Origin of the sequence: Sphingobium agri, from assembly GCF_023051225.1 — a bacterium.
Taxonomy (GTDB): Bacteria; Pseudomonadota; Alphaproteobacteria; order Sphingomonadales; family Sphingomonadaceae; genus Sphingobium; species Sphingobium agri.
Genome location: NZ_JALKHS010000006.1, coordinates 984,152 through 1,008,883, shown reverse-complemented (window position 1 = coordinate 1,008,883; position 24,732 = coordinate 984,152). Strand labels below are relative to the sequence as shown.

The following is a 24,732-nucleotide window of genomic DNA, read 5'->3' as shown; positions in this document are numbered from 1 at the left end:
ATGTCGCAGCCTTACACGATCACCACCGCCATCAGCTATCCCAACGGCCGCCCGCACATCGGCCACGCCTATGAGGTGATCGCGACCGACGCGATCACTCGTTTCCAGCGGATGATGGGCCGCGATGTCTTCTTTCAGACCGGCACGGACGAACATGGCCTGAAGATGGATCAGGCTGCCCGCGCGCGCGGCATCGAACCCCGCGCGCTGGCCGATGAAATGTCAGGCTATTTCAAGGATATGAACGACAGTCTGAACATCAGCTATGATCGTTTCATCCGCACCAGCGAACCCGATCACCACCGCGCATCGCAAGCGATCTGGCAAGCGATGGAAGCCAATGGCGACCTTTACCTTGGCCGCTATGAAGGATGGTATTCCGTCCGGGACGAAGCCTTTTACGACGAAAAGGAACTGATCGAAGGGGAAGGGGGCGAAAAGCTCTCTCCACAAGGCACGCCGGTCCAATGGACGGTCGAAGAAAGCTGGTTCTTCCGCCTCTCCGCCTATCAGCAAAGGCTGCTCGACCTCTACAACAGTCAGCCCGGCTTCATTCAGCCGGAGAGCCGCCGCAATGAAATCATGCGCTTCGTGGAAGGCGGCCTCTCCGACCTCAGCGTCTCGCGCACCAGCTTCGACTGGGGCGTCAAGGTGCCGGGCAGCGCCGAAGCTGGTACGCCTCATGTCATGTATGTCTGGGTAGACGCGCTCACCAATTATCTCACCGGCTGCGGCTATCCGGACGATGCCGAACGCATGGCGCGCTACTGGTCGGAAGGCGGGGACATTACGCACATCATCGGCAAGGATATCGTGCGTTTTCACGCTGTTTACTGGCCAGCTTTCCTGATGAGTGCGAAGCTTCCCCTGCCCAAGCAGATCTTCGGCCACGGCTTCCTCCTCAACCGAGGCGAAAAAATGTCGAAGTCGGTCGGCAACGTCGCCGACCCCATGGAATTGGCCGAGCGCTTCGGCGTGGATCAGCTCCGCTATTTCCTGCTGTCCGAAGTCACCTTTGGCAATGACGGCAGCTACAGCGCGGAGGCCATTGTCGCCCGCTCTAACAGTGACCTTGCCAACAGTTTCGGCAATCTCGCGCAACGCACCTTGAGCTTCATCGCCAAGAACCTGGAAGGCCGCTTGCCAGAGCCTGCGCCCCAGGATGTGGACAGCGACCTGCTGAAAACGATCAGCGACGCCGCCCGGACCTTCCAGACTGCCATGGCGGATCTCGCGCCCTCGACAGCGATCGAAGCCTGGATGCGCGCCGTTTTCGCCTGCAACGCCTATATCGACGCCCAGGCGCCATGGGCCTTGCGCAAGACCGATCCCGCCCGGATGGAAGCGGTGTTGGCCACGCTCTACGAAGCCATCACCAACCTCGCCATCATCATCCAGCCGGTGATCCCCGCCAGCGCCACGGCGCTGCTCGACCAGATGGGCGTGCCGCAAGCGAACCGGACCTATGGCGCGATCGGCAGCAGCGCCTACGCCGATCTGCGCGCCAGCGGCTTCACTCTCGGCGCGCCCAAGCCGCTCTTCCCGCGGCTTGAACTTACCGAAGCGGACTCCTGATCCGATGCTGATCGATAGCCATTGCCATTTGAATTACAAAGGCTTGATCGAAGATCAGCAGAATGTGCTCGAACGCGCGCGCGCCGCTGGCATCGACCTCATGCTCAACATCGCGACGCGCGAAAGCGAATGGGACGCGGTACTCGCCACGGCCGAACAACAGCCTGACGTCTATGCGACGGTCGGCATCCATCCGCATGAGGCCGACGAGCATCCCCATATCGACACGGCCAAACTCGTCGAACGCGCCGCCCATCCCCGGGTGGTGGGCATTGGGGAGACTGGCCTCGACTATTATTATGATCATAGCGACCGCGCTCGGCAGCAAGGCAGCTTTCGCGCCCATATCGCCGCGTCCCGCGCTACCGGCCTGCCGCTGATCGTCCACACCCGCGATGCGGAGGAAGATACACTCGCGATTCTGCGCGAAGAAATGGGGCAGGGGGCCTATCCCGGCGTCATCCATTGCTTCACGGCCAGCGGAGCCTTCGCCGATGCGGCATTGGACCTAGGCTTCTACATCAGCATATCCGGCATCGTGACGTTCAAGAGCGCCAAGGATCTTCAGAAAACCGCTGCGCGGCTGCCGCTCGACCGGCTGCTCGTCGAAACAGACTCTCCGTTTCTCGCGCCGGTGCCGCATCGAGGCAAGCCCTGCGAACCGGCATTCGTGGCCGACACCGCCCGCTTCCTGGCCAATCTGCGCGGCCAAAGCGTGGAGGAACTCGCCTCAGCGACCTCGGCAAACTTCCGCACCTTGTTCCGCAAGACCGGGTTCAGCAAATCCGGAGCAGCGCCAAGCGCATGAGCCTCAAGCTCACCATCCTGGGCTGTGGCACCTCATCGGGCGTTCCCCGGATCGGCAATGACTGGGGAAACTGCGATCCTGCCGAGCCGAAGAATCGCCGGACCCGCGCATCGATCCTGGTGGAAAGCGCCACCACGCGTATTCTTGTCGACACCTCGCCTGACATGCGTGCCCAACTGCTGGCCGCCGATGTCGTCCACATCGACGCCATTCTCTGGACCCACGACCATGCCGATCACTGCCATGGCATCGATGACGTACGCCAGCTTTATCACCACAGGCGGACAGCGGTGCCCGGCTATGCGCGGCGACAGACGCTCAAGCTGCTCAACGAGCGGTTCGCCTATGCCTTCGAAGGGCGGCAGGGCTATCAGCCTACCATAGAGCCACATGTGCTGCCCAATGGGCTGCGCATAGGTGACATCGATATCGCCTGTACCGACCAGCCCCATGGCGAAATTTTCTCCACCGGTTTCCGGTTCACATCTGGCGGAAGATCAATCGGCTATTCGACTGATTTTCATGCATTAACTGCTGACATGATCAGCCTATTTGATGATCTGGACATATGGGTGGTCGACGCCCTGCGCGAACAACCGCACCCAACGCATCCGCATCTTGCCTTGACGCTCGACGGCATTTCCGCCGTTCGCCCGCGCCATGCTATCCTGACGCATATGGACCAGAGCATGGACTATGCGAGCCTTCGCGGCAGCCTGCCCGATGGCGTGGAACCGGGCTATGACGGCATGAGCGTCGAGCTACATGGGGAAGGGGACTGACCGGCATGACGGGGGATCAGGCAGCATCCAGCATCTGGTATGTGCTTGCGCTCGTCTTGGTTGGCTCCGCCCTGTTGGCGCGCCGCATGCCGATGGGTGGAATGCTGCGCCTGGCACTCATCTGGGTCGCAATCTTCGCGGCTTTGCTCGGTTTGTTCAAACTCGGCGAAAAGGTCGGCCTCTTCTCCGCAAGGATGAATGGGGAGGGGCCAGCTTTGTCCTCGCAAGACGCGCCGCCCATCCCGCCGCCCGCCACAGCCGAAGGTCAGGCCTTGCGAATTCCGATCGCGCCTGATGGCCATTTCTGGGTTGAGGGCACCGTCAACGGCACCCCGACGCGCTTTCTCATAGATAGCGGGGCCAGCATCACCGCACTCTCCGTATCGTCCGCGCGTGCGGCAGGCCTCAATTTCGATCTCAACGCGCCCGGTGTCTCGATGATGACCGCCAATGGGAAGATCGATGCGAAACGCTCGTCCGTGTCCACACTGGCCATCGGCCCGATCCGGTCGAGCGATCTGCCGATCGTCATCTCACCCGCCTTTGGCGAAGTGAACGTGATCGGCATGAACATGCTGTCGCGCCTCAAAAGCTGGGGCGTCGAAAATGGTGAGATGGTGTTGAAGCCATGACGTCAACACTCGCGCTGCGTGCGCCTACCCAACGCGAAAGGTTGAAGGCGATCGTCGGCGGCTCCACCGGAAACCTGGTGGAATGGTATGACTGGTACGCCTACGCCGCCTTCACGCTCTATTTCGCGCCGCATTTCTTCCCGAGCGAAGACCGCACTGCCCAGTTGTTGAGTGCTGCCGGCATCTTCGCTGTCGGCTTTGTCATGCGTCCGGTCGGCGCATGGCTGATGGGGGTGTATGCCGACCGGCACGGGCGCAAGAGCGGCCTCACCCTTTCCGTCGCGCTCATGTGCGCAGGCTCGCTGCTCATCGCGGTAACGCCCGGCTATGAAGTGATCGGGGTAGGGGCGCCGCTCTTGCTTGTCCTTGCGCGCTTGATGCAGGGCCTGTCTGTCGGCGGTGAATATGGCGCCAGCGCGACCTATTTGTCGGAAATGGCTGGGCGGGACAGGCGTGGCTTTTTCTCAAGCTTCCAATATGTTACGCTCATTGCCGGACAGTTGACGGCAATATGCGTCCTGCTCATCCTGCAAGCCGTGCTGAGCCCGGAGCAGCTTGACGCCTGGGGATGGCGAATACCCTTTCTTCTCGGCGGCGCGCTGGCGGTGATCGTCTTCTGGCTACGCAGAGGTCTGAGCGAAACGCAAAGCTTCCACGCCGCCAAGGCGGAAGGCGCACCGCGGTCGGGCTTTGTCGAGCTTTTCACGAAGCATCCGCGCGAAACATTGACCGTCATGTTGCTCACGGCGGGCGGTACGATCGCCTTCTATGCCTATTCGATCTACATGCAGAAATTCCTGGTGAACACGTCCGGTCTCAGCCGTGAAACAGCGTCCCAGATCAATGGGATAACGCTGTTCTTTTTCATGTTGCTGCAACCCGCCGCAGGGACGCTCTCGGACCACATCGGGCGCAAACCGCTGATGATTGGCTTCGGCGTTCTCGGGCTGATCTTCACCTATCCGATATTCGCCACGCTCGCCGTGACGCGTGATCCGCTTGTCGCTGGCTTGCTGGTCATGGCGGGTCTGATCATCGTCACGGGCTATACGTCGATCAACGCAGTCGTGAAGGCAGAGCTTTTCCCCGCGCATATCCGCGCGCTCGGCGTGGCTTTGCCATATGCCTTGGCGAACACCTTGTTCGGCGGCACGGCCGAATTCGTCGCGCTCTATTTCAAGCAGATCGGCATCGAACAGGCATTCTACATTTATGTCAGCGTGATGATCGCCATATCCCTCATCATCTACATCAGAATGCCCGACACCAAGCGAAACAGCCGCATCCTGGAAGACTGATCGATGCGGATAGGCCGCTGGCATGCCGCAGGGAAAACACTAGAAATGAGAGCCGCAAACATTTCAAACCGCGCCGATGATCCACATGCGATCATCCGTTGCTCTCCATGACTATCCCTGATCGCGATGTTCAAGGGTTCAGCAGGCAATGAAGCAAACAGTGTGGCGAAACACCGAAAACCAAACAGCATGAGAACCAAACAGCGCAACAAACAGACTGGCCTCCTTGATCGTATTTAACATAATATATATTATCATACAATCGGAGCGGGATAGCCACGTCCCCCTCAAATCTCTATCTTCTCACTATTTCCTTCTCGAATTCAGGACAATCATGTCATCCAACAGCAAAGCGAGCCCCGCCGACATCACGCCGCTCGCGGCCATAATGGCGAAACTCCGCGACCCCGAAACGGGCTGCCCCTGGGATATCCAGCAAGATTTCGCCAGCATCGCTCCCTACACTATCGAGGAAGCCTATGAGGTCGCGGATGCAATCGAACGCAACGACATGCCCGCGCTTTGCGATGAACTCGGCGACCTTCTGCTACAAGTGGTCTTCCACAGCCGAATGGCCGAACAAGCGGGCCATTTCGCGCTTCAGGATGTCATCGACGGCGTCACCGAGAAGATGATCCGCCGCCATCCGCACATTTTCGACGAAGGCTCCGATCGCCAGCACGGCCATGCTCAATGGGAAGCGATCAAGGCTGCAGAACGCGCTGCCAAGGAACCGGACGGCAGCGCTCTGGCTGGCGTCGCAAAAGCGCTTCCTGCACTTCTCCGCGCTGAAAAGCTGCAAAAGCGTGCCGCCCGCACCGGTTTCGATTGGCCTGACACACAAGGCGTCATAGCGAAGATCGAAGAAGAATTGCAGGAAATCCATGACGCCCGATCTTCGCAGGAGCATCACGAGGAAGTCGGCGACCTGCTGTTCGCTGTCGTCAACCTCGCACGGCATCTGAAGGTCGATGCCGAAGCGGCCCTGCGAGACGCCAATGCGAAGTTCGAAACCCGGTTCCGCAGCATGGAAAACGCGGCGGGTGACCGCTTCCAGACCCTCAAGCTGGAAGAGAAGGAAGCCCTGTGGCAGCAAGCCAAGCAGGAATTGGCCAGCCAATAGGCTGTGGCATCAAGCAGTTGAGCGTTTCATGAAGCGGGCCAAGGCGGACTCGGACAATCGCACTGTCACGACGACATCGCTATCGGCTGTCTCGCTTCCGATCACCTCACCATGCTCATGCAGCCAGGCGATAGCAGCGCCATCGGCCACAGGCACTCGAAGTTGATGGATCTCCGCTCCGGCAGTCATCTGGCCACTGATGCGCCGCTGCAGATCATCCACCCCTACCCCTGTCAGCGCGGACAGGATCACGACATCATTGCGCCTGCCTGCGATCTCCCGCAGTTGAGCGGCTGAGTCGCCATCCAATAAATCAAGCTTGTTCCAGGCTTCGATGATCGGCGGGGCGTCCTCCCCTCCTTCGCCTTCAACCGCGCCCTCGCCCGCCACCCCAAGCTCGCTCAGCACATCCAGAACATCGTCGCGCTGCGCCTCGCTGTCAGGATGCGCAATGTCGCGAACATGTATGATCAAGTCAGCGGACAGGACTTCTTCCAGCGTCGCGCGGAATGCCGCGATCAGCTGCGTCGGAAGGTCCGAAACAAAGCCCACGGTGTCCGACAGGATTGCTTTGTCCAGGCCCGGCAAGGCGATCTGGCGCATCGTGGGGTCCAGCGTTGCGAACAGCAGGTCCTCCGCCATGACATCTGCGCCAGTCATGCGGTTGAACAGCGTGGACTTGCCTGCATTGGTGTAGCCGACAAGCGCAATGACCGGCCAAGGCGCGCGTTGACGACGAGCCCGGTGAAGGCTGCGCGTCCGCGTCACTTGGTCGAGTTCCCGCCGGATCTTTGTCATCCGATCGCGGATCATCCGCCGGTCGGCTTCGATCTGCGTTTCACCCGGACCGCCAAGGAAGCCGAAACCACCCCGCTGGCGTTCTAGGTGAGTCCAGCTTCGCACCAGCCGCCCCGCCTGGTAGTCGAGGTGCGCCAGTTCGACTTGCAGCCGCCCCTCGTTCGTGGCCGCGCGCTCACCGAAGATTTCGAGGATCAGGCCGGTACGATCAATCACCTTGGCTTCTGTCGCCTTCTCCAGATTGCTCTGCTGCACCGGGCTCAATGCATTATCCACGATGACCAGCTCGGCCTCTTCTGCCCGCGCCAAGGTCGCGATCTGATCAACTTGCCCACTGCCGAATAGCGTGGCGGGCTTTCGATCGCGAACACGAAATGTCTGGGCCGCGCGCACGTCGATACCGATTGCTAGGGCAAGCCCTCTCGCTTCCTCAAGCCGTGCGTCGCTGTCGCGCCGCTCCATCCCATGCGTTTCGGCACGCACGACGACGGCCCGCGCACCGCGCGACACCTCATCAGCCGTATCTCGGTTGAAGACCGCCATGAGCGCTTAACGCATCAAGCGTCGGCCCGCTTCATGCGAAGCTGGGCCGTACGAACATAGATTGATCAATCGTCGCTCTCGCCTTCGCCGCTCAGGTCGAGGGCGTGGAGGGGCTGAACGGTGGAAATGGCGTGCTTGTAGACCAGCTGAACCATGCCGTCGCGTTCCAGCAGCATGCAGAACAGGTCGAACGCGGCGATCTCACCCTGAAGCATCACGCCGTTTACCAGGAACATCGTGACCGGGCTGCCAGACTTGCGCACGGCGCTCAGGAAAATTTCCTGAAGCAGCTTCGGCTTGGAGTTACCGTCGCTCGCCTTGCGAAGGTCGGTGAGGTCCATAGACTGTGCGGGCATGACCGTCGAGATGGCATGCTTGTAGACAAGCTGGGACTGCCCATCGCGGCGCAACAGCACCGAGAAGTTATCGAACCAGGTGATGATCCCTTGCAGCTTCACGCCCTTGACCAGGAACATGGTCACGGGGGTTTTGCTCTTGCGCAGGTTGTTCAGGAAGATATCCTGAAGATTATTGAGTTTTTCTGCCATGGTCTTCGCCTTATTGGCGGGACGTTACCCGCTCGTGCACCCCTGGGCAGGGTGTCTTGCCCGCCCCCGCGCATCGGGAGCAACCCGGACGCTACCGCAATTGCGAAGGGCCGTCCATGCCCCAGATGAGCCAGCACTCATCCTCTTGCTTCAATTGTCTTTTCCGTCGGTAATGCCGAGCAGCTTCAACTTGCGGTGCAATGCCGACCGCTCCATGCCGATGAACGTCGCGGTGCGTGATATGTTGCCTGAAAAGCGCCGAATCTGGATGCGCAAATACTCACGTTCGAAACTTTCCCGTGCTTCCCGCAGCGGAGCGCCCATGATGGCGGATTGCCCCATGCCCTCGCTCGCGCCATTGCTTGTCAGTTCGCTCGGCAACATGTCCAGCTCGATGCGGCCGATCCGCTCGCCCGGCGCGAGGATGATCGTACGTTCGATGACGTTGCGCAGCTGGCGGACATTGCCGGGCCATTCATTTGCCTGAAGGGCGGCCATGGCGTCACTGGCGATCTCGGGCGAAGGGACACGCCTCTCGGCCGCAAAGCGCGCGAGATAATGGTCCACTAGCGGCGGGATATCATCCCGGCGCTCGGATAGAGGCGGTATGACGAGCGGCACAACGTTAAGGCGATAGAACAGGTCTTCCCGGAACCGCCGCTCCTCGATCTCCGCTGCCAGATCGCGCGCAGTCGACGAAATCACGCGAACATCGACCTTCACCTGACGCTGCCCGCCAACGCGCGTGAAGCTCTGGTCCGTCAGCACCCGCAATATCTTGCCCTGCGTCGTGAGCGGCATGTCGGCGATCTCGTCGAGGTAGAGCGTACCGCCATGCGCCTGCTCAAGATAACCGGGGCGCACAAGCCCGCTCGGGTCTTCGACGCCGAACAGCTCTTCTTCGACCCTGTCCGGGTCCATCCGCGCCGCCGCGACGATGATGAAGGGCGCATCCGCCCTGCCGCTCCAGCTGTGAAGCATCCGCGCCGCGACTTCCTTGCCCACGCCCGCGGGCCCGGAAATCAGCACCCGGCTGCCCGTTCCGGCGACCCTCTTGATCGTCGCCCGCACGGCGTTGATTGCGGCCGATGTCCCGGTCAGTTCATCATCTTGTCCGAAACGCGCACGCAGGACCTGATTTTCCCGGCGCAACCGTTCAGTTTCCGTCGCTCGCGATACTAGGTGGAGCAGCCGATCGGCTTCGAACGGCTTTTCGATAAAGTCCGCCGCGCCCTTCCGGATCGCCGCAACGGCAGTATCGATATTTCCATGGCCGGAAATCATGAGCACCGGGATGGTGGCGTCGCGCCGCTTGATCTCGTCCAGCAGTTCGAGACCGTCGAGCGCTGACCCCTGAAGCCACACGTCCAGCAGCACAAGCGAAGGCCGCCGGGCGTCCAGCGCTTCTATCGCGCTGTCGCTGTTGGCTGCCGTGCGAGTGGTGAAGCCTTCGTCCTCAAGCACACCCGCAACCAGGTCGCGGATGTCCTCTTCATCATCGACCACCAGAATATCAAGCGCCATTGGCTGTCACTTTTCCCTTGGGCATGGCAACGACTTGCCCTTCTTCCAATTTCTCAAGAGCGGCGATGGGGAAGCGCAGGGTCACGTTCGTGCCTCCCCCTTCCGCATCGTCCAGGCGGATTTCGCCCATATGTTCTTCGACAATCTTCTTGACGATCGCGAGCCCCAGGCCGGTCCCCTTTGTCCGGGTGGTCATGTAAGGCTCAAGCACCCTCTCCCGCTCCGGCGGAAGCCCGATCCCGTCATCCCTCACTTCGATCAGCAAATTGCCCTCGTCCTGCCTCACCGTCATGCGCACATGGCCACGCACGTCGCCGCCGGTCGGTTCAGGCTTTGGCTCGATCGCCTCAACGGCATTCTTGACGATGTTGGTCAGCGCCTGCCCCAGCTGCCGCCGGTCGCAGACAAGGTCCATATCGTGCGGCTCGCCATGAAATTCAAATTTAATGTCGGGATGCGCCACTTCGTGCAGAAACAGCGCATGACGGGCGATATCCGCCACAGCCTCCCGGCGGAACACCGGCTTCGGCATACGCGCGAAGGACGAAAATTCATCGACGATGCGCCGCAAGTCGCCCACTTGCCTGACGATCGTGCCCGTGAGCCGCGTAAAGGTCGCCTTATCGCTCGTCACTTCTTCGGCATAGCGCCGCTGCAGCCGCTCGGCGGCCAACTGAATGGGCGTGAGCGGGTTCTTGATCTCATGAGCGATCCGCCTCGCCACGTCCGACCAAGCGGCGCGCCGTTGATCAGATAGCTGCTGCGTAATGTCGTCAAAGGTCAGGATATGGCGCGAGGCGTCTTGCGAGACCTTGACCGCCAAAGTCCGCACCTCGCCATGCGCGCGCGTCTGTACGATGCCCGCCCCCTCTTCCGAAGCGATGAGCGCGGCTAGCTCCGGCGAAACAGCATTTAATGGCTGCCCGACAGGATCATCACCCTCCTTGACGAGGATGGCAGCAGCAGAGCTGTTGAGAAGCAGGATGATGCCCTGATGATCGACGGAAAGCACACCAGCGGATACGCCGGACAGGATAGCCTCGATAAATGCGCGGCGCTCATCCAATTGGCTGTTGGCGGCGACAAGCGCGCCGGTTTGCGCTTCGAGACGCTGCGTCATCCGGTTGAAGGCAGATGCCAGGGTCCCGATTTCATCGCGGGATTGCGGGCTGGTCACGCGAGCCGACAGGTCGCCCGCCGTTACCCGGCGTGCCGCAGTCACCAGTTCGTTCACCGGCCGGACCATCCAGTCCGCAACCGCAAGGGCGATATAGACCGCAATCCCGACCAGCAGCAGCGAACCGACGAACAGCGCCACGTTGAAACGCAATTGGAGAGCGCGCGATTGGGCCGCGAAAATGTCATAGTCGGACAACACCTTTTGCGCGCGTTCGACATTGCTGAACGCCGTCGAACCGGAATCGCGCGTCGCATAAAGATAGATTTTCGCTCCCGGATACAGCAGCGTAACCGCCTCGATCTGATTGGGCTTGGCGGCGACAACCACATTCTCTCCTGCTTCCAATCGCTTGACAGCATCGGATGAGAGCATTTCTGAAGCAGGTCGGCTATCTGGATCGACTGTAGCGGCAGTCCGCGCAACGCCATCCTTGCCAACCTCGATGATTGCCGATCTGTTGAGCTTCCGGGTCACGACCTGATAGATGTAACCTTCGGCAAATCTGGGGCTCGATACCTTCGATTGGGCCAGGTAGTCGCGCAGGTCGCTGGCCATAGTTACGGTTTCGTCCCCGACCTCACGAAGATTCTGCTCATAATAGCCACGCGCCAAGTCGCTCGCATTTTGCAGCATCCCGCGCGCGCTGTCGGAAAACCAGAACTGCACACCATATTGGAAAAGCAGCGATGCGAAAATCACCACCAGCAGCATGGGAACGCTGGCGACGATGGAGAAGATGGCCACCAGCCTGACGTGCAGCTGTCCGTCGCTGCCTATGGCCGATTGAGCCGCGCGGCGCTTCGCCACCCGGCGTCCCAGCAGCACGAGCAGCGCAATGGCCGGGACCAGATTTCCGACGAGCAGCAATGCGACGATCGGCGGGGTAAGCAAGGTGTAGGACTGCCCCTGCCCCGACAGCAGGATGTACGTCAGGCTGGCGGTGCCGAGGAAGAGCAGCAGCGTGATAGCCTCGACCAACGGAGCAAGATGACGCCGAAGGAAGGGTGGAAAATATCTCTTCCATGCCCGGCCCCGCGTGGAGAGAGTCACTGCACCTTCCATAGTTGCTTTCTTACAACAATGCCGTGCCGGTTCAAACACAGTAATTCGGCGCGCATGTCCCTTGGCCGAACACTTCTGTCGCTTTGTCTCGCCTTAATCCGAGACGCGGAGTTGAAGGGGGTCAAGGCCATAGTCCGTCAATTTCTTCCGGAGCGTGTTACGATTGATCCCCAGCAGCCCGGCCGCCCGGATCTGATTGCCGTCCACGCTTGCCAATGTTTCCTGCAGCAGGATCGGTTCGACCACCGCCAGCATGTCGTCATGCAGGTTGCGGTTGGGCTGGCCGATCCCGATGCCCAATTGCCGTTTCGCCCATTCGCGCACCGCCAGCCCCAACTGATCGGCAGGTGCAGTATAGTCTGAAGGCACAAGGTCGAGCGGCAGGCTGTTTCGCAGCACCTCCGCCGCGATCACATTCTCGCGGCTCAATACCGCCAGCCTCTGCATCAGATTCTGCAGTTCGCGCACATTGCCTGGCCAGTGATATGCCATCAACAATTGCGCCGCATCGTCCGCCAGAGTCTTGCGCGGCAGCCCTTCCTGCGCGGCCCTTTCCAGGAAATGCTTCGCGAGCAGGATCACGTCCTCCCGCCTTTCCCGCAGAGCTGGGAGGGATATCGGGACTACGTTCAACCGATAATAGAGGTCCTGCCGGAAGCGGTTTTCATCGATCAGCTTGGGCAGGTCCTTGTTAGTGGCCGCGATGATGCGGACATTCACGCGTACAGGCTTGGAGCCGCCGACCGTCGTCACTTCGCCCGACTGCAATACCCGCAGCAGGCGAGTCTGGGCCTCCATCGGCATGTCACCGATCTCATCGAGGAAGAGCGTGCCCCCTTGCGCCTGCTCGAACTTCCCCGCAGTCCGGACATTTGCGCCCGTGAACGCTCCCTTTTCATAGCCGAACAACTCGGCCTCGATCAGCTCACGTGGAATGGCGGCCATGTTGATCGCGACGAACGGTTTCGTGCGGCGCTGGCCCAGGCCATGGATCGCTTCGGCCACAAGTTCCTTGCCTGTCCCGGATTCCCCCAGCACCAGGATGCTAAGGTCGTTGGACAATACGCGCGCGATCGTCCGGTAAACCTCCTGCATGGCGGGAGACCGGCCGACGAGCGGCAAACCGTCATGCGGCAGGCCCGCATCCTCTTGCTTGCCTTCCTCGGCCTTGTTCATGCCAAGCGCATCACCAACCGCGCGCGACAGTTCGTTGAGGTCGAACGGCTTGGGAAGATATTCGAAGGCGCCCTTCTCCGTCGCCCTGATCGCGGTGTTCAACGTGTTCTGCGCCGACAATATGATGACGCTCAGGCCCGGCTTGCGGTCCAATATATCCGCAACGCCCTCCAATCCGTCGCCATCCGGCAGCATGACGTCAGTGATGAGCACATCGGGCGCGAAACTGTCGATCAAGGCGCTCCGCTCCCGGATGGAAGACGCCGTCTTCACCTTATGCCCCTGCCGTCGCAACGCTTCTCCCACCACCACGCAGATGGCCGGATCATCATCGACGACCAGGATGGACCCGGTGCTCGTCACGCGGCCATCCCCATCGGAAGAAGGATGCGGAAGGTCGACTCGCCTGCTTCCGGATCGCGTGAATATTGGACGAAGCCGTTCATGTCCCGGACCAGCTTGTCCACAAGTGCGAGGCCGAGGCCCTGCCCGTCCCGCTTCCCCGTTATGAAGGGGTTGAAGAGGTGATCCAAAATATGCTCCGGCACGCCCGGCCCGTTATCAATGACCAATATCTCTATGGGCAGAACCGCGCTCCCCTTCCCGTCGCCGAGAACGACGGAGACTCCGTGACGGAATGCGGTTTCAACGCGGATGCTGGGCTCCTCGACATTCTCCAGCGCTTCTGCCGCATTTTTGAGGAGGTTGATCATGACCTGCACAAGCGCATCGTCATTGATCACTGCAAATGGCAGAGACGGATCGTAACGTTTTATAATCCTGATATTTCTTGCAAAGCCGGCCACTGCAATGTTGGCCGCTTGGTCGATCATCGGGTAGATGTTGCCGGGGCGGCATTCCAGCCTGCGATCGGTCGTGAAATCCTGCATCCGGTCGATCAAGGCAGCTATCCGGTCCACCTCATTGCAGATCAACTGCGTCAACACGGTATCACGCCCGCCGTTGCCGGACTCCAGCAGCTGCGCCGCGCCCCGTATGCCGGAGAGCGGGTTCTTGATCTCGTGGGCCAGGATCGCCGCTGCGCCCATGGCTGATCGAGCGCCGCCCGCAGTGCCGCGATGACCGATCTTGCGCGCGTGACTTTGGGCGTGAATGGAAACCACCCGCCACCCTTCATGGTCGATCACGGGGGCGATCATCAGATCGACCTCCATCTCGGCCGTCCGTCCCGCGTGAACCTTGACGTCATAGGCGGCGATTGGCTTGTTGCTATGCCAGATGTCGAAACGCCCGCCCATCTCCGCCATGCGGATCGTGCGCGTGACGTCGCTGCCCACGATCGCCGATCGCGCCATGTTGAGCAATGTTTCCGCCCGCACGTTGGCGTCCGAGATGCTGTTGTCCGGAGCAATGACCAGCGTAGCGACCGGCAGCGCCGTCATCAGTTCCGGAAGCGATGGCCCGTCCTGCTGCATTCTAGGCGGCGGGACGGTCGTCAACGGCATCGTCATGCAGCCTTGCGCGTCTCGACCGCCTCATCCTGTGCAATCAGCGGCTCGTAGAAGCGCGCGAGCATATCCAGAACGACGTCGCCGTCGGGCTCCTGATTGACGGCGTTGCGAAACTCCGCCGATCCGGTGAGGCCTTTGGTGTACCAACCGATGTGCTTGCGGGCCATGTTGACGCCGGTCAAGCCATCATAATGATCCAGCATCGCCCGATAATGTTCTGTAATCAGGCGATATTGCTCTTCCAGGGACGGATCGGCAAGCCGCGTCCCCGTCCGGAACCAATGCATCACCTGCCCAATAAGCCAAGGCCTGCCATAAGCACCCCGGCCGATCATGACGCCATCCGCCCCACTTTGCTCCAGCGCAGTCTCCGCGTCCTCGATCGAGCAAATGTCGCCATTCACGATCACTGGAAGCGACACGGCTTCCTTCACGCTGCGCACGAATGCCCAATCGGCACTACCCTTGTACATCTGACAGCGAGTGCGCCCATGGACCGTGATCAGTTTCGCGCCGAGATCCTCGGCAATCCTCGCAAGTTCCGGCGCGTTCAGGCTGGAATGGTCCCATCCCATGCGCATCTTTACGGTCACGGGCACATCGACCGCCTTCACCGTCGCTTCGATAAGCGCGGCGGCCAAGGGAAGATCACGCATGAGCGCGCTGCCCGCGTCGCCATTGACCACTTTCTTGACCGGGCAGCCCATATTGATGTCGATGATGGCCGCACCACGATCGGCGTTCAGCTTCGCCGCTTCAGCCATCTCCTGCGGCGAACAGCCCGCAAGCTGCATCGAAACCGGCTCTTCCACCGGGTGCCATGCCGCTTTCTGCAACGACTGCCGCGTCTCGCGGATCATCGCTGCGGTCGCGATCATCTCCGTCACGTTCAATCCTGACCCATAGCGGCGGACCAGAGTACGGAACGGCATGTCCGTGACGCCAGTCATCGGCGCCAGGATCACCGGCATGTCGATCGTCACCGGACCAACGGAAATGGGGGATAAAGTGCGCATCACCAGCTTTGCCTAAAAAACAGGCAGCCCTTAGCTGAAAAGCAATCGCGCGGCAAGCAAGTGGTCTGGCGGAGCGATCCGCCGTTCGCTACACGCGCTGCGATGACAGGGCATAATCACAAGGTCGCAGCACTGGTCCTCGCCGCAGGCCAGGGAAGCCGCGCGGGCGGCGATACGCCCAAGCAGTTCCGCCAAGTCGGCGGCAAGGCAGTCATCGCACATGCCATCGACGCTTTTACAGCACATCCGGCCGTTGACTCGGTGTACCTCGTCATAGGCGCTGGGCAGGAAGACACTGTGCGAGCATTGATCGGCGGCGGCCAGGTTACCTCGATCATCGAAGGCGCGGATAGCAGGCGAGGCTCCGTTCGCGCGGGATTGGAAGCCATCGCCGCAGGCGGTGGCGCCGACCGGGTGCTCATCCATGATGCCGCACGGCCCTTTCTCTCGTCCGCCATGATCGAACAGTTGCTGGGCGCTCTCGATCGAGCGCCCGGAGCCTTTCCCGCTCTCCCGGTCGCGGACACGTTGGTAAGGTCGGCGGATGATTCCGCTGGCGATACCGTCGACCGATCCGGGCTCTACCGGGTGCAAACACCGCAAGCCTTTCACTTCGATGCTATCCTCAGCGCACATCGCAACTGGGACAGCAGCCGTGAAGCTACGGACGACGCACAGATGCTGCGCCTTGCGGGCCATGACGTCATATTGGTGCCCGGAGATGAGAGGTTGGAGAAGTTGACCTATCCGCAGGATTTCGCTCGGGCTGAAGCCCTGCTGGCGTCGCGACGCACGACTCGGGTAGGCATGGGATATGACGTCCACCGCCTTGCTGCTGACGAGGAGCTTTGGCTTTGCGGCGTGCAGGTGCCTCATGACAGGGGGCTTGCGGGCCACAGCGATGCGGACGTGGCGATTCACGCCCTTGTCGACGCCTTGCTCGGCGCTCTTTCCGAAGGCGACATCGGCAGCCACTTCCCTCCGTCCGATCCGCAATGGCGCGGCGCTGCGTCCTCGCGCTTTCTGGAATATGCCGGGGCGCGCGTCATCGCCCGCGGTGGGCGCATCGACCATGTTGACGTCACGATTATCTGCGAAGCGCCGAAAATCGGACCGCATAGGGACGCCATGCGACAGCGGATCAGTGAAATACTCGCCATCCCGCTCGACAGCGTGAGTATCAAAGCGACGACGACGGAAAAACTGGGCTTCGCCGGACGCCGCGAAGGCATCGCTGCGCAAGCCGTTGCAACCATCTCCCTCCCCGCGCTATTCTAAGCCATGCCTGATCGCATTCTCCCCGCGCCGCTGGTAGACCTTGCCGAACGCGTCATCATCGCCAATCGCCGCGCTGGCCGCACTATCGCCGTTGCGGAAAGCTGCACGGGCGGCCTCGTCTCTGCAGCGCTAACCGAGATCGCCGGATCCTCCGAGGTCTTCGAAGCTGGATTTATCACTTATTCCAACGACATGAAGAATGAGTTGCTGAAGGTATCGCAAGACGTGCTGGAAACCTTCGGCGCCGTCTCCATTGCGACCGCATGGGCGATGGCCCAAGGGGCCCTGATAAAAAGCCACGCCAATGTCGCGGTAGCGATTACCGGGATCGCCGGCCCCGGCGGCGGGTCCGAGCAAAAGCCGGTCGGCACCGTCGTTTTCGCGCGCGCCGAACGTGGCGGCAATCCGGACAAGGTCGTCGCGGACATGCGTTATTTCGAGGATAGTGGCCGGGGCGGCGTCCGCCTTCAGGCGGCGCTCTGCGCACTCGAACTGTTGCTGCCCGAATCACCATAGAGTTCCGCCGCGCGCGTTTCGAACGCACCGATCATCTTGCGCAGCGCCTTGTCGAACATCTGGCCAGCCAGCATCTCGAAAAGCCGGTTCTTGAACTCGAACTCGACTTCAAAATCGACCAGCACCCCGCCCTTGCCGTCATCGCGGAAGCGCCATTCATTGTGGAGATGCTTCAGCGGTCCTTCCAGATAATCGACCCGTACATAATCCGGCCGATGCTTGTGAACGCGCGAGGTGAAGCTTTCCTTGATCCCTTTGAAGCCGACGATCATGTCAGCCACCATCTCTGAATCGCTGTCCTGGCGCACGCGAATGGCGCTTACCCAAGGCAGGAATTCAGGATAGGCAGCGACGTTGGAAACCAGATTGAACATCTGGTCCGGCGTATAGGGAAGCGGCCTTGTTTCATGATGCTTGGGCATGTGTTCAGCGTGCCGCTCGTGCCAATTGAGCTTCACGCGCGGCCCGCATTTCAGCGAAATCTTTCCCCGCATGATAGCTGGAACGTGTCAGCGGGCTTGATGCCACCTGCAAAAAGCCCTTGGCCCGTGCGATCGCCGCATAAGCGTTGAAGGCGGCAGGCGTGACAAACTCCATCACCCTGGCATGCTTCGGCGTGGGCTGCAGATATTGCCCCATCGTCAGGAAGTCGATGTCGGCCGAACGCATGTCGTCCATCACCTGGTGCACCTCCAGGCGCTCTTCACCCAGGCCAAGCATGATCCCGGACTTCGTAAAGATTGACGGGTCTAGCTTCTTCACCGATTCCAGCAGTCGCAACGATGCATAGTAGCGCGCGCCGGGCCGGATAGTCGGGTACAGGCGGGGCACTGTCTCCAGGTTATGATTATAGACGTCCGGCCGCGCGGCCACGATCATCTGCACGGCGCGTTCATGCTTGTTCCGGAAATCCGGCGTCAATATCTCGATCGTCGTATCGGGCGTCGTGCGGCGCAGCGCTTCAATCACCTTCACGAATTGCGAAGCACCGCCGTCCGGCAAGTCGTCACGATCCACCGATGTGATGACAATATGCTCCAGCCCCATCTCGGCACAGGCATCGGCCAAATTCTGCGGTTCATTGGTATCGACCTTGCGCGGCATGCCGGTCTTGACGTTGCAGAAGGCACAGGCCCGGGTGCACACGTCGCCCAGGATCATCACCGTCGCATGCTTCTTCGTCCAGCATTCGCCGATGTTGGGACAAGCCGCTTCTTCGCAAACGGTGGCCAGTCCCTTTTCGCGCATCAGCTTTCGGGTTTCATGATAGCCGGGGCTCGTCGGCGCCTTCACCCTGATCCAGTCGGGCTTGCGTGTGCGCGGGGGCGTGGCCTGCACAGGTAGCGGAGCGGTATCTGTCATGCGCCCTCAAATAGCGATGCATGCCCGCTCTTGCCAGCCCCCAGATTGTTGGGCAGAGACATGGCCATGACCGACTTTTCCGACATGCTCGAAGGCTATCGCCGCTTCCGCAACACTGGCTGGACGCAGCAGCGTGAACGATGGGATGAACTGAGTGAAGGGCAAAGCCCGCGCGTCATGGTCATCGCCTGCTCCGACAGCCGGGTCGATCCTGCCCAGATATTCGACACCAGCCCGGGCGAGATCTTCGTGGTCCGTAACGTGGCGGCACTGGTGCCTCCCTTCGAAACCAATCCCGGTCACCACGGTGTTTCAGCAGCGCTCGAGTTCGCCGTTCAGGTACTCAAGGTGGGGGAGATCGTCGTCATGGGTCATGGCAAGTGCGGCGGCTGCAAGGCGGCGCTGAGCCAGGAACTGAAAGACGCCCCTCCCGGCGAAGGTGGCTTCATTCATAACTGGATCGACATGCTTGATGACGCCCGCGACAAGGTCGTTGCACGCTTTGGCGATGATCGCGGCCGTGACGCGCACCGCGCGATGGAGCAGGAGGGCGTCAAGGTCAGCCTCGCCAATTTACGGACCTTCCCCTGCGTCCGCACAAAGGAAAGGGATGGCGAGTTGAAACTGGTGGGGGCCTTCTTCGCGATTGCCGATGGCCAGCTTCATCTGCTTGACGAAGCGAGTGGCGAATTCCATCCTGCGTCGCTGGAAACGGCCTGATGGCGTCGGCGATCCCCAGCGGCAATGTCGCCCTGCTGATCGACGCTGATAACGCCTCCGCCGACCATTTTGACCCCGTATTGACCGTTCTGGCCGAGCTTGGAACGGTCAACATCCGCCGCGCCTATGGCAATTGGAGCAAGCCTTCGCTCAAGGGCTGGGCGCGGCAGGCCGTGACGCAAGCCATCGAAACGCAGCAGCAATTCGACCTCACCAAGGGGAAGAATGCGACCGACATGAAGATGACGATCGACGCCATGGACCTGATGGCTGGCGGCCGCGTCACCGGTTTTGGGCTCATGTCCAGCGATAGCGACTTCACGCCCCTGGTAACCCGCCTCCGCCAGGAAGGCATAGACGTTTATGGATTTGGCTCCGACAAGACGCCGGAGGGATTTCGCCGCGCATGCACGCGCTTCATCGACGTGGCGGCGCTGGCGGCATCGCTTGCACCAGCAAGCCCCGAGCCTGGTGTCGCTGTCGCAGCGCCGGACGAAGCCGCCGCAAAGTCTGCGGACCCAACCAAAGCCGATATAAACAAAGTCGATGATGAGGTCGTCCGCCTGCTCATAGAAGCCTATGATGCGGCAAAGCGCGATCAGAATGGTTTCGCTGCCTTAGGCCCGGTCGGTCAGCGCGTCGCAAACCGTTCGAGCTTCGACGTCCGCAACTATGGCTTTAAACGCCTCTCGGATCTGGTGCAGGCGATCCCCAACTTCATCACGGAAACGCGTGAAAACGGGCAGACCTGGATCAAGCGGGTGCGTTGATGCCTGTTGTCGCCCGCCGCCTCATGATCTTTGGCCGGGTACAGGGCGTCTTCTATCGTAATTGGACAATGCAAACGGCGCGTAATCTAGGATTGGCGGGATGGGTTCGCAATCGGCTCGACGGCAGTGTTGAGGCGCTGATCGAGGGGTCCGAAGACGCGGTGAAACGCTTCATAGCCTTGGCTCATGAGGGACCACCAGCAGCGCAGGTCGCGCGCATTGAAGTGACGGAGCAGGCCGTGCAAGACCTGACTTCTTTCGAGAAACGATCGACCGGCTAGAGCAAACTATGCCCAGCTCGAACGTTCAGGCCGTGGCTGAGCTTGTCAAAGCTTCTTGTTCGTAAAATATTGTCCTTCAACGGGCGGAGCGCAAACAGCATTAGCAGCCGACCTAGCCTCGCAGCCCGACCCGGATCGTACCAGCCTACTTAGAGCTTCACCTGCATCAGTCCAGCCACCAATCGCCAGCCCAAAAAAATGGCCGACCCAAATGGGCCGGCCTGAAAGTTTTAGGAGAGGATGCCTGAAAGGCCCCTCCGATATGTGATCAAGCGACCTATTGTGCAAGTGCGAAGGGCGCCGTGCTGGTTGCGCTGATTGCAACCACTTGCTCATCCTGCCCCTCAACACCTCATCAGCGCGTCAGCTTCTTGTAAGCCAGGCTGGTTGGCCGGTCGGCGGCATCACCCAGACGGCGGCGCTTATCCTCTTCATACATTTCGAAGTTGCCCTCGAACCATTCGACATGGCTGTTGCCTTCGAAGGCGAGGATGTGCGTGGCAAGGCGATCGAGGAAGAAGCGATCGTGGCTGATAACCACCGCGCAACCGGCGAAGTTCTCGATCGCCTCTTCCAGCGCGGCCAGCGTCTCGACGTCAAGATCGTTGGTCGGTTCGTCGAGCAGCAGGACGTTGCCGCCCTTCTTCAGCATCTTGGCCATGTGGACGCGATTGCGTTCGCCGCCGGACAGCTTGCCGACATTCTTCTGCTGGTCCTGCCCCTTGAAGTTGAAGGCGCCGACATAGGCCCGCGTGGACATGTCATGGCCGTTGACCTTCACATAATCGAGGCCATCCGACACCTCTTCCCAGACATTCTTTGACGGATCGAGATGGTCGCGGCTCTGGTCGACATAGCCGAGGCGTACGGTGGAGCCGAAATCCACTTCGCCGGAGTCAGGTGTCTCCTGGCCAGTGATGATGCGGAACAGCGTCGACTTGCCCGCGCCGTTCGGCCCGATCACGCCAACGATGCCGCCTGGCGGCAGCGTGAAGGACAGATTCTCGAACAGCAGCTTGTCGCCATAGGCCTTCGAAATATTCTTCGCTTCGATGACCTTGCCGCCCAGCCGTTCCGGCACCTGGATAACGATCTGCGCCTTGCCGGGCGTACGGTTTTCCTGGCTGGCGACCAGCTGCTCGAACTTGGCAATACGCGCCTTCGATTTGGTCTGGCGTCCCTTCGGCCCCTGCCGGATCCACTCCAACTCGTCCTTGATCGCCTTTTGGCGACCCGATTCTTCGCGCGACTCCTGCTCCAGGCGCTTCGACTTCTTCTCGAGATAGGTCGAATAATTGCCTTCGTAAGGGAAATATTTACCGCGATCGAGCTCCAGGATCCAACCCACCACATTGTCGAGGAAGTAGCGATCGTGGGTGATCATCAGCACCGCGCCCGCATATTCCTTCAGGTGGTTTTCCAGCCACTCCACGCTTTCCGCGTCCAGATGGTTGGTTGGTTCGTCGAGCAGCAGGATGTCCGGCTTTTGGATCAGCAGGCGGGTCAGCGCGATACGGCGCTTCTCACCACCCGACAGGCTTTCAACCGACCAGTCCGACGGCGGGCAGCGCAGAGCCTCCATCGCGATCTCAAGCTGATTGTCGAGCGTCCAGCCATCGACAGCGTCGATCTGCTCCTGCAACTCGCCCATCTCGGTCATCAGGGCGTCGAAATCGGCATCTTCCGGCGGATCGGCCATGATCATGCTGATCTCGTTGAACCGGTCCAGCTTGTCCGCGATTTCCCGTGCGCCGTCCTTGACGTTTTCCAGGACATTCTTGGCCGGGTCGAGCTGCGGCTCCTGCGCCAGATAGCCGACGCTGACATTCTCGCCGGGCCAGGCTTCACCGCTATAATCAGTATCGATGCCCGCCATGATCTTGATCAGCGTCGATTTACCGACCCCATTCGGGCCGACGATGCCGATCTTGGCACCGCGATAAAATTGCAGGTTGATACCATTGAGCACCGGCTTTGGGGCGCCGGGGAAGCTCTTGGTCATGTTCTTCATGACGAAGGCATATTGCGATGACGCGGACATGGCTTGAAACAGCTCCGAAAGACGAATGACTAAATTTGGGCCGGAGTTAGCGAAGCCCGGCGCCATTGGCAAATGCCGGATCACTGGCTAAGCCTTCATTCATGCAGAAAATCCGATCGGGCACCATCGCCGCGCTCCTTCTCGGCAGCATCGCCTCTCCGCTCCGCGTCGCAGCTGCTCCTCCAGTCGCCGCCGCGATTCGAGAAGCGGCCTTGCAGGACAGCATAGCCTGGGATTTCACCGAAGGCCTCACGACGGAGGTCGGCCCTCGCCCTGCTGGCACGCCTCAGGAGGCGCGGGCGCGCGATTGGGCGGTTGCGAAGCTCAAGTCACTCGGCTTTTCCAATGTCCACGCGGATCCATATAGCATGCCGGTCTGGGTACGCGGCCATGACGAAGCACGGATCGTATCGCCCTTCCCTCAGCACCTGGCATTGGCCGCGCTCGGCAACAGCGCATCGACGCCCGCAAAGGGGATCGAGGGCGAAGTCGTCTATTTCCCTACACTGGCTGATCTTCAGGCGGCGCCCGACGGCAGCTTGAAGGGCAAGATCGCCTTCGTCAGTCATGCCATGACAGCGACTCAAGATGGCAGCTCCTACAGCCATTTCGGCGCGACCCGCCGACAGGGGCCAAGTGTCGCATCACGCAAAGGCGCAGCGGCGATCCTGATACGGTCGATCGGCACCGATCAGCACCGTCTGCCGCATAGCGGTGTTCAGATGTGGGCCGATGGCGTGAAGCCGATCCCGGCCGCCGCACTCAGTACCGTGGATGCCGACCAGCTGACCCGCATAGTGTCACGGGGCCAGCCTGTCCGCATTCACCTGATCCTTACGTCCAGGATGCTCAAGGATCAGCCTTCGGGCAACGTCATCGCTGAATTGCCCGGCGCTGATCCGGCCGCGGGCATCGTCCTTGCCGCCTGCCACCTCGATAGTTGGGACCAGGGCACCGGTGCCATAGACGATGCCTCAGGGTGCGGGATCATCACGGCTGCTGCGCTCCACGCTGCCAAGGCAGGCTCCCTCCGCCGCACCATCCGCATCCTCATGGCGGGGGCGGAAGAGGTCGGCGGCGATGGAGGGCGCGCCTACTTCGCCACGCATGGCAGCGAACGTCATGTCGTTGCCATGGAATCGGACTTCGGCGCAGACCGCGTCTGGCGCGTCGACTTCAAGCTGCCCGCAAGCTACGCAGCGGTATCCAACCGAATTTCGAACGCCCTCGCTCCACTTGGGATCGCGCCCAGCCGCACCGCTGCCGGAGGCGGATCGGATATCGAGCCCTTGGTGAAGGCAGGGGTGCCGGTACTCGATCTGCAGCAGGACGGCACCCGCTATTTCGACATCCACCACACTGCGGACGACACCCTGGACAAGGTGGATCGCGCGCAACTGCAACAGAATGTGGCAGCCTGGGCCGTCACCCTGCATGAATTCGCCACCACCACAGAATCGCTGGCGAATAAGTGAACTTTTGTAGTAGACAACATTCCGTCGCGTGATTCCGTCGCTTCACCGACGCAGAAAAGCATTGATTTGTGCAGCGCACACGTTAATGCGGGTCGCTCGCGTCGGGCGTGTTAACAATATGCCGACGCGGCAATATGCTATGGGAGCCGTACACAATGAAGAAGATCGCTGTTGTTTTCGCTTCGGCCGGCCTGATGGCCCTCGCCGCTTGCGGTGAGAAGCCGGCCAACGAGACCGCGAACGCTTCGAACGCTGTTGTCGAAAACGTTGTCGAAAACGCTGCTAACGCTGCCGACAACGCTGCGAATGCTGCTAACGCCGCCGACAACGCTGCGAACGCTGCTTCGAACGCTGCGAACGCCGAATAATCTTCGCGTCAGCAAGATTTTTAAGAGGGCGGGCCGTGTCACGGTCCGCCCTTTTTCTACATGCGCGAGATACGCGCCGCAGCCGTGCAAGAAGCTGTCGCAGGAACAGCGCCGATCATCGATGTTTGAAGGTGGTCGGGGAGACAGGATTCGAACCTGCGACCCTCTGCTCCCAAAGCAGATGCGCTACCAGGCTGCGCTACTCCCCGACGTAGGCGCCTTAGCGGCGAAGAATGCGTCCCGTCAATGAGCCATCGCGGAACAGTGGCATTCTATTCCCTTCAGATTGGCCGATGCAGGAAATGGTGGGCCCGGCAGGACTCGAACCCGCAACCTAGCCGTTATGAGCGGCCAGCTCTAACCATTGAGCTACAGGCCCCACCT

Annotated in this window: 21 protein-coding genes, 2 tRNA genes and 2 pseudogenes; 13 read left to right on the top strand and 12 right to left on the bottom strand. The window is 60.7% G+C overall.

Features of this window, described 5'->3' with window-relative positions:
* From metG to mazG, 6 genes are all read left to right on the top strand, one after another.
* Positions 1 to 1,575 carry a methionine--tRNA ligase gene (gene metG / locus MU848_RS08310; protein WP_247231156.1) on the top strand — a complete coding sequence of 525 codons (1,575 nt, stop codon included), beginning with the start codon at positions 1 to 3 and terminating at the stop codon, positions 1,573 to 1,575.
* Positions 1,576 to 1,579: 4 nt separating this feature from the next.
* Entirely contained in the window at positions 1,580 to 2,383 is an 804-nt protein-coding gene (locus tag MU848_RS08305) for a TatD family hydrolase (protein WP_247231155.1), read from the top strand.
* Positions 2,380 to 3,165, top strand: coding sequence for an MBL fold metallo-hydrolase (locus MU848_RS08300; protein WP_247231154.1), 786 nt, complete (start codon positions 2,380 to 2,382; stop codon positions 3,163 to 3,165). The genes MU848_RS08305 and MU848_RS08300 overlap by 4 nt, the downstream gene beginning before the upstream one ends.
* 5 nt (positions 3,166 to 3,170) lie before the next feature.
* Complete coding sequence (locus MU848_RS08295) at positions 3,171 to 3,797, top strand: retropepsin-like aspartic protease family protein (protein WP_247231153.1); 627 nt, start codon at positions 3,171 to 3,173, stop codon at positions 3,795 to 3,797.
* Entirely contained in the window at positions 3,794 to 5,095 is a 1,302-nt protein-coding gene (locus tag MU848_RS08290) for an MFS transporter (RefSeq protein WP_247231152.1), read from the top strand. The genes MU848_RS08295 and MU848_RS08290 overlap by 4 nt, the downstream gene beginning before the upstream one ends.
* A gap of 334 nt (positions 5,096 to 5,429) precedes the next feature.
* Positions 5,430 to 6,218, top strand: coding sequence for a nucleoside triphosphate pyrophosphohydrolase (mazG, locus tag MU848_RS08285; protein ID WP_247231151.1), 789 nt, complete (start codon positions 5,430 to 5,432; stop codon positions 6,216 to 6,218).
* A 9-nt stretch (positions 6,219 to 6,227) separates the two neighbouring features.
* On the opposite strand, the gene hflX is transcribed toward mazG, so the two are convergent.
* From hflX to dusB, 7 genes and pseudogenes are all read right to left on the bottom strand, one after another.
* Entirely contained in the window at positions 6,228 to 7,559 is a 1,332-nt protein-coding gene (hflX, locus tag MU848_RS08280; RefSeq protein WP_247231150.1) for a GTPase HflX, read from the bottom strand.
* A 65-nt stretch (positions 7,560 to 7,624) separates the two neighbouring features.
* Positions 7,625 to 8,113: pseudogene (hfq, locus tag MU848_RS08275) on the bottom strand (RNA chaperone Hfq); the annotation flags it as partial.
* Between the two features lie 144 nt (positions 8,114 to 8,257).
* Positions 8,258 to 9,631 carry a nitrogen assimilation response regulator NtrX gene (ntrX, locus tag MU848_RS08270; RefSeq protein ID WP_247231149.1) on the bottom strand — a complete coding sequence of 458 codons (1,374 nt, stop codon included), beginning with the start codon at positions 9,629 to 9,631 and terminating at the stop codon, positions 8,258 to 8,260.
* Positions 9,621 to 11,873, bottom strand: a complete 2,253-nt coding sequence (locus tag MU848_RS08265) for a sensor histidine kinase (RefSeq protein ID WP_247231148.1) — start codon at positions 11,871 to 11,873, stop codon at positions 9,621 to 9,623. Before MU848_RS08265 ends, ntrX begins: the two co-directional genes overlap by 11 nt.
* A gap of 93 nt (positions 11,874 to 11,966) precedes the next feature.
* Positions 11,967 to 13,412 carry a nitrogen regulation protein NR(I) gene (gene ntrC / locus MU848_RS08260; protein ID WP_247231147.1) on the bottom strand — a complete coding sequence of 482 codons (1,446 nt, stop codon included), beginning with the start codon at positions 13,410 to 13,412 and terminating at the stop codon, positions 11,967 to 11,969.
* Entirely contained in the window at positions 13,409 to 14,521 is a 1,113-nt protein-coding gene (locus MU848_RS08255; RefSeq protein ID WP_247231146.1) for a two-component system sensor histidine kinase NtrB, read from the bottom strand. Before MU848_RS08255 ends, ntrC begins: the two co-directional genes overlap by 4 nt.
* Positions 14,518 to 15,537 (bottom strand): tRNA dihydrouridine synthase DusB, encoded by a 1,020-nt coding sequence (gene dusB, locus MU848_RS08250; RefSeq protein WP_247231145.1) that lies wholly within the window; start codon positions 15,535 to 15,537, stop codon positions 14,518 to 14,520. Before dusB ends, MU848_RS08255 begins: the two co-directional genes overlap by 4 nt.
* 102 nt (positions 15,538 to 15,639) lie before the next feature.
* Here dusB and MU848_RS08245 point away from each other — a divergent pair, with 102 nt between their 5' ends.
* Positions 15,640 to 16,815 (top strand): bifunctional 2-C-methyl-D-erythritol 4-phosphate cytidylyltransferase/2-C-methyl-D-erythritol 2,4-cyclodiphosphate synthase, encoded by a 1,176-nt coding sequence (locus tag MU848_RS08245; RefSeq protein WP_247231144.1) that lies wholly within the window; start codon positions 15,640 to 15,642, stop codon positions 16,813 to 16,815.
* Between the two features lie 3 nt (positions 16,816 to 16,818).
* Positions 16,819 to 17,331 (top strand): CinA family protein, encoded by a 513-nt coding sequence (locus MU848_RS08240; RefSeq protein ID WP_097091567.1) that lies wholly within the window; start codon positions 16,819 to 16,821, stop codon positions 17,329 to 17,331.
* On the opposite strand, the gene MU848_RS08235 is transcribed toward MU848_RS08240, so the two are convergent.
* Positions 17,283 to 17,753, bottom strand: a complete 471-nt coding sequence (locus MU848_RS08235) for a type II toxin-antitoxin system RatA family toxin (RefSeq protein WP_097091568.1) — start codon at positions 17,751 to 17,753, stop codon at positions 17,283 to 17,285. The two genes, MU848_RS08240 and MU848_RS08235, sit on opposite strands and share 49 nt — an antisense overlap.
* 4 nt (positions 17,754 to 17,757) lie before the next feature.
* A pseudogene (gene lipA / locus MU848_RS08230) lies at positions 17,758 to 18,715 on the bottom strand (lipoyl synthase).
* Positions 18,716 to 18,759: 44 nt separating this feature from the next.
* On the opposite strand from lipA, the gene MU848_RS08225 reads away from it, so the two are divergent.
* Genes MU848_RS08225 through MU848_RS08215 form a run of 3 tightly spaced genes read left to right on the top strand, consistent with a single transcriptional unit; the run spans position 18,760 to position 20,464 of the window.
* Complete coding sequence (locus MU848_RS08225; protein WP_097092774.1) at positions 18,760 to 19,413, top strand: carbonic anhydrase; 654 nt, start codon at positions 18,760 to 18,762, stop codon at positions 19,411 to 19,413.
* Complete coding sequence (locus MU848_RS08220) at positions 19,413 to 20,183, top strand: NYN domain-containing protein (RefSeq protein ID WP_201513996.1); 771 nt, start codon at positions 19,413 to 19,415, stop codon at positions 20,181 to 20,183. Before MU848_RS08225 ends, MU848_RS08220 begins: the two co-directional genes overlap by 1 nt.
* On the top strand, positions 20,183 to 20,464 hold the full coding sequence (locus MU848_RS08215; protein WP_201513998.1) for an acylphosphatase: 282 nt from the start codon (positions 20,183 to 20,185) through the stop codon (positions 20,462 to 20,464). Before MU848_RS08220 ends, MU848_RS08215 begins: the two co-directional genes overlap by 1 nt.
* A gap of 355 nt (positions 20,465 to 20,819) precedes the next feature.
* Here the strand turns inward: MU848_RS08215 and ettA are convergent, their stop codons facing one another.
* The gene (gene ettA / locus MU848_RS08210; protein WP_097091572.1) at positions 20,820 to 22,505 is read right to left on the bottom strand and encodes an energy-dependent translational throttle protein EttA; all 1,686 of its coding nucleotides are present in this window, start codon (positions 22,503 to 22,505) and stop codon (positions 20,820 to 20,822) included.
* 101 nt (positions 22,506 to 22,606) lie between these two features.
* Between ettA and MU848_RS08205 the strand changes: the two genes are divergently transcribed.
* Positions 22,607 to 23,980: a M28 family peptidase gene (locus tag MU848_RS08205; RefSeq protein ID WP_247231143.1), complete on the top strand. Its 1,374-nt coding sequence runs from the start codon at positions 22,607 to 22,609 to the stop codon at positions 23,978 to 23,980.
* Positions 23,981 to 24,135: 155 nt separating this feature from the next.
* Positions 24,136 to 24,348, top strand: coding sequence for a hypothetical protein (locus tag MU848_RS08200; protein ID WP_066523849.1), 213 nt, complete (start codon positions 24,136 to 24,138; stop codon positions 24,346 to 24,348).
* 132 nt (positions 24,349 to 24,480) lie between these two features.
* On the opposite strand, the gene MU848_RS08195 is transcribed toward MU848_RS08200, so the two are convergent.
* Both MU848_RS08195 and MU848_RS08190 read right to left on the bottom strand, forming a co-directional pair.
* Positions 24,481 to 24,557, bottom strand: a tRNA-Pro gene (locus tag MU848_RS08195).
* Between the two features lie 94 nt (positions 24,558 to 24,651).
* Positions 24,652 to 24,727 (bottom strand) — tRNA-Ile (locus MU848_RS08190).
* Positions 24,728 to 24,732: the final 5 nt, after the last annotated feature.

Coding starts and splice junctions, on each gene's coding strand:
- ntrX (WP_247231149.1), bottom strand. CDS start 9,631: ATGGCGCTTGATATTCTGGTGGTCGATGATGAAGAGGACATCCGCGAC.
- MU848_RS08240 (WP_097091567.1), top strand. CDS start 16,819: ATGCCTGATCGCATTCTCCCCGCGCCGCTGGTAGACCTTGCCGAACGC.
- MU848_RS08265 (WP_247231148.1), bottom strand. CDS start 11,873: ATGGAAGGTGCAGTGACTCTCTCCACGCGGGGCCGGGCATGGAAGAGA.
- MU848_RS08225 (WP_097092774.1), top strand. CDS start 18,760: ATGACCGACTTTTCCGACATGCTCGAAGGCTATCGCCGCTTCCGCAAC.
- ettA (WP_097091572.1), bottom strand. CDS start 22,505: ATGTCCGCGTCATCGCAATATGCCTTCGTCATGAAGAACATGACCAAG.
- MU848_RS08205 (WP_247231143.1), top strand. CDS start 22,607: ATGCAGAAAATCCGATCGGGCACCATCGCCGCGCTCCTTCTCGGCAGC.
- MU848_RS08255 (WP_247231146.1), bottom strand. CDS start 14,521: ATGACGATGCCGTTGACGACCGTCCCGCCGCCTAGAATGCAGCAGGAC.
- mazG (WP_247231151.1), top strand. CDS start 5,430: ATGTCATCCAACAGCAAAGCGAGCCCCGCCGACATCACGCCGCTCGCG.
- MU848_RS08295 (WP_247231153.1), top strand. CDS start 3,171: ATGACGGGGGATCAGGCAGCATCCAGCATCTGGTATGTGCTTGCGCTC.
- hflX (WP_247231150.1), bottom strand. CDS start 7,559: ATGGCGGTCTTCAACCGAGATACGGCTGATGAGGTGTCGCGCGGTGCG.
- MU848_RS08290 (WP_247231152.1), top strand. CDS start 3,794: ATGACGTCAACACTCGCGCTGCGTGCGCCTACCCAACGCGAAAGGTTG.
- MU848_RS08300 (WP_247231154.1), top strand. CDS start 2,380: ATGAGCCTCAAGCTCACCATCCTGGGCTGTGGCACCTCATCGGGCGTT.
- MU848_RS08235 (WP_097091568.1), bottom strand. CDS start 17,753: ATGCCCAAGCATCATGAAACAAGGCCGCTTCCCTATACGCCGGACCAG.
- MU848_RS08215 (WP_201513998.1), top strand. CDS start 20,183: ATGCCTGTTGTCGCCCGCCGCCTCATGATCTTTGGCCGGGTACAGGGC.
- MU848_RS08220 (WP_201513996.1), top strand. CDS start 19,413: ATGGCGTCGGCGATCCCCAGCGGCAATGTCGCCCTGCTGATCGACGCT.
- MU848_RS08200 (WP_066523849.1), top strand. CDS start 24,136: ATGAAGAAGATCGCTGTTGTTTTCGCTTCGGCCGGCCTGATGGCCCTC.
- metG (WP_247231156.1), top strand. CDS start 1: ATGTCGCAGCCTTACACGATCACCACCGCCATCAGCTATCCCAACGGC.
- MU848_RS08305 (WP_247231155.1), top strand. CDS start 1,580: ATGCTGATCGATAGCCATTGCCATTTGAATTACAAAGGCTTGATCGAA.
- MU848_RS08245 (WP_247231144.1), top strand. CDS start 15,640: ATGACAGGGCATAATCACAAGGTCGCAGCACTGGTCCTCGCCGCAGGC.
- dusB (WP_247231145.1), bottom strand. CDS start 15,537: ATGCGCACTTTATCCCCCATTTCCGTTGGTCCGGTGACGATCGACATG.